Raw genomic sequence first — 3,536 nt, 5'->3', positions numbered from 1 at the left:
CTCCTACCGCTCCCGCAAACTCTCACTCCCCGCCCTTTGCACCGGAGAGAGCAGGTATTCAATAACCCGCCGCTTACCCGTCTTGATCTCGGCCGTGATGTTCATCCCCGGGCTGATGGAAACACGCTTGCCATCAATCAGCATGTCTTTCTGGCTCAGGGTCAAGGTGGCCGGGTAGTAGCTGCCCCTCTTCTCATCCGTCACCGCATCAGCCGTGACCACATCCACTTTGGCCTCCACGGTGCCGTACTTGGTGTAGGCAAAGGTCTCCAGCTTCACCGCCGCCATCTGGCCTGCATTCACAAAGCCAATGTCCTGGTTGGCAATACTCACCTCAGCGGTGACGGTGGGGCTGTCTGGCACGATGATCATCAAGGGCTGGGCGCTGGTCACCACACCGCCTACCGAGTGGATGGCCAGTTGCTGCACGATGCCGTCCACGGGCGCGGTGAGCTGGGTCTGGCGCTGGCGCTGGCTGGCCTTGGCGGCATCGGCTTGCAACTGGCTGTGGCGGCTGGTGGCCTGGGCCAGGCGCTCACTCAAGGTGCGCTGGATTTCAAAGCGGTAGGCGGCTTTGGCCTGCTCGGTCTCCTGTGCGGTGGACTGCACCTCTGCCAGCCGGGCGCGTTGCACGGCCAGATCACGCTCCAGCTCCACGCGTTCGCGGGTTTTGTCCTGGGTGGCGTGGCCGCTGATATAGCCCTGGTTGACCAGGGTGGTGAAGTCCGCCTCACGCGCCTTGGCCATCGGCAGGGTGGCTTCCAGTTTGGCGATGCTGGCTTGGACGGTGGCCATCTCGGCCTGGTGGCGGTTGGCTTCGGCATCCAACTTGGCCAGTTTGGCGCGGATGTCTTGCCACTCGGATTGCAGTTGGGCCTGGATGGACAAGCGCTGTGCCGCCTGGGGCTTGTATGCAAAATCAGCCTCCAGCCCAGATAGAACGGGGGCCGATAGCTGCGAATTGGATAGCGCTTTGAGCAAGGCACGGGTACGCAGTATTTCCGAGGCCTGGGTGTGCAGCTGCTCTTGCACGCTGGCACTGTCCGCGCTGGCCATGGTCGGGTCCAGCTCCACCAGCACCTGGCCAGCGCTGACCCGGTCACCGTCTTTGACCCGCACCGCCTTGACAATGCTGGCTTCCAGCGGCTGGATGAGCTTGGTGCGCTCACTGACGATGATGCGCCCGGGGGCCACGGCGACGATATCCACCTGGCCGAAGTAAGACCAGACCAGGGCCAGGATGAAGAGCGCCATCAGACCATAGGCGAGGCGCCGGGGTGCCGGGTGAACGGGGGTCTCAGCCAGGCTGAGCGCTGCGGGCAGGAAGGCGACTTCATCAGCCAGCCGGGTGGGGCCTGCCAGCTCGGCGCGGTGGGCCCAGGCGTGCTGGAAGATGGCGCGGTAGCGGGAGAGCAGTTCGCGGGCGGGGTGCTGGGATTGGGTGGGTTGGATGGGTTGGGGTTGGGGTTGGGTTTGGGTTTGGGGTTGGGCTGCGGCAGTGGTGTTCATGCGGTCAGCCCTTCTGTTATCCCTTCATTTGCCCCTTCCATTGGTCGAGCACCATCCTGCATGCGCCACAGGTAGGCATACAGGCCTTGGGGGTGATTCACCAGGCTGTCATGCGGGCCTGCTTCGACGATTCGGCCTTTGTCCATGACGATGATGCGGTGGGCGTGGCGCACGGCGCTCAGGCGGTGGGCAATGATGAGCACGGTGCGGCCCTGGCAGATGTGGGCCATGTTCTGCTGGATGATGGCCTCACTCTCGTAGTCCAGGGCGCTGGTGGCTTCGTCCAGGATCAGGATGCGCGGGTTGGTGAAGAGGGCGCGCGCTATGGCGATGCGCTGGCGTTGGCCACCACTCAAGGAGCTGCCTTGTTCACCGACCACGGTGTCATAGCCCTCAGGCAGTTCACTGATGAAGTCGTGCGCACCGGCAAGTTGCGCTACTTTGATGACGGCCTCAATCGGTGCTGCCGGGTCGGTGATGGCGATGTTTTCGCGCACGCTGCGGTTGAACAGCAGGTTTTCTTGCAGGACGACACCCACCTGGCGGCGCAGTTGGGCGGCATCAATCAGGCTGATGTCGATGCCGTCAACCAGCAGGCGGCCACCTTCAGGTGTGTACAGGCGCTGCACCAGCTTGGTCAGGGTGCTTTTGCCGGAACCACTTCTGCCGACGATGCCGATGACCTCACCGGGGTGGATGTCCAGGCTGATGTTGTTCAAGACCGGGGCAGCTTCAGGCCGGTAGCGAAAGCTGACCGCATCCAGCGTGATGTGGCCGTGCAACTGGGGCAACTGGGCGGTGCTGCTGGGCGGCACTTCGGTGCGGGTGTTGAGGATGTCACCCAATCTTGCGACCGAAATTCCTGTCTGTTGAAACTCTGTCCAGAGCTGGGCCATGCGCATGATGGGCTGTGACACTCTTTGGGCAAACATGTTGAAGGCGACAAATTGACCTACCGTCAAACCGGCACCCGTTGCATCGTTGTTCATGACCAGGTGGGCACCGTACCAGAGGGTGGCGGCGTTGACCAGCTTGCCGATCAGGTTGACGCCTTCGTGCGCTACCGTGGCCAGGTTCTGGGTTTTGAAGCTGGCCGAGACGTAGGCGGCCAACTGGTTGTCCCAGCGTTTGCCAAAGGCGGGCTCCAGTGCACTGGCTTTGACGGTCTGGATGCCGGTGACGGTTTCCACCAGCATGGCCTGGTTCTCGGCACCCCGGGCAAACTTGACGTCGAGTCGGGCCCGCAGGATGGGGACGACGGCCAGGCTCAAACCAAAGTACAACGGCAGGCTGACCAGTACGATGAGTGTGAGGGGCACGCTGTAGAACAACATCACCCCGATGAAGACGATGGAGAAGAACACGTCGAGCAGCACCGTCAAGGCATTGCCGGTGAGGAAGCTGCGGATGTTTTCCAGCTCACGCACCCGGGCGACCGAGTCACCGACGCGGCGCGCCTGGAAGTAGGCCAGGGGCAGTTGCACCAGATGGCGGAACAGTCGGGCACCGAGTTCGACGTCGATGCGGCTGGTGGTGTGGCTGAAGACATAGGCGCGCAGGGCATTCAAGACGCTCTCGAACACCACCACAATGACCAGGCCAATCACCAAGACATCCAAGGTGGTCATGCCCTTGTGCACCAACACTTTGTCCATAACGACCTGGAAGAACAAAGGGCTGACCAAGCCAAAGAGTTGCAGCATGAAGCTGATCAAGAGCACTTCCCCCAGCAGCTTGCGGTACTTGACCAGGGCCGGGATGAACCAACTGAAGTCAAACTTGGCGAGTTCACCGGCCAGGCTGGCGCGGCTGCTGATCAGGATGAGCTGGCCGCTCCACTGGCGGGTGAACACCTCGACCGATTCGATGGTGGGGCGGCCTGTGCCGTCCTGGAACAACACCCGCTGGCCATCACTTTGGGCCAGCAGCACCACACGCAGGCCACCGTCATCCGTGTGCATCAGCGCCAGTGCGGGCAAAGGGGTCAGGGTCAGGCGCTGTGGGCTGCTTGTGCTGAGTTTGGCTTT

At 62.3% G+C, this 3,536-nt stretch carries 2 protein-coding genes; both read right to left on the bottom strand.

The features are described from left to right. Window positions 1-3: 3 nt before the first annotated feature. A complete protein-coding gene (locus tag PHW99_RS18405; RefSeq protein WP_300181186.1) occupies window positions 4-1,509 on the bottom strand; it encodes an HlyD family type I secretion periplasmic adaptor subunit in 1,506 nt (501 codons plus the stop codon). Next, window positions 1,506-3,536, bottom strand: a 2,031-nt coding sequence (locus PHW99_RS18400; RefSeq protein WP_300181185.1) for a type I secretion system permease/ATPase, incomplete at its 5' end; no start/stop codon positions are given. The genes PHW99_RS18405 and PHW99_RS18400, both read right to left, overlap by 4 nt.

Source organism: Rhodoferax sp. (genome assembly GCF_028689305.1).
Classification (GTDB): domain Bacteria; phylum Pseudomonadota; class Gammaproteobacteria; order Burkholderiales; family Burkholderiaceae_C; genus Rhodoferax.
The sequence above is the reverse complement of the archived record's forward strand: the minus strand, read 5'-3'. Positions and strand labels throughout refer to the sequence as shown.

Bases quoted from the DNA above. Each gene is read 5' to 3' on its own strand.
- PHW99_RS18405 (WP_300181186.1), bottom strand. From the start codon at position 1,509: ATGAACACCACTGCCGCAGCCCAACCCCAAACCCAAACCCAACCCCAA.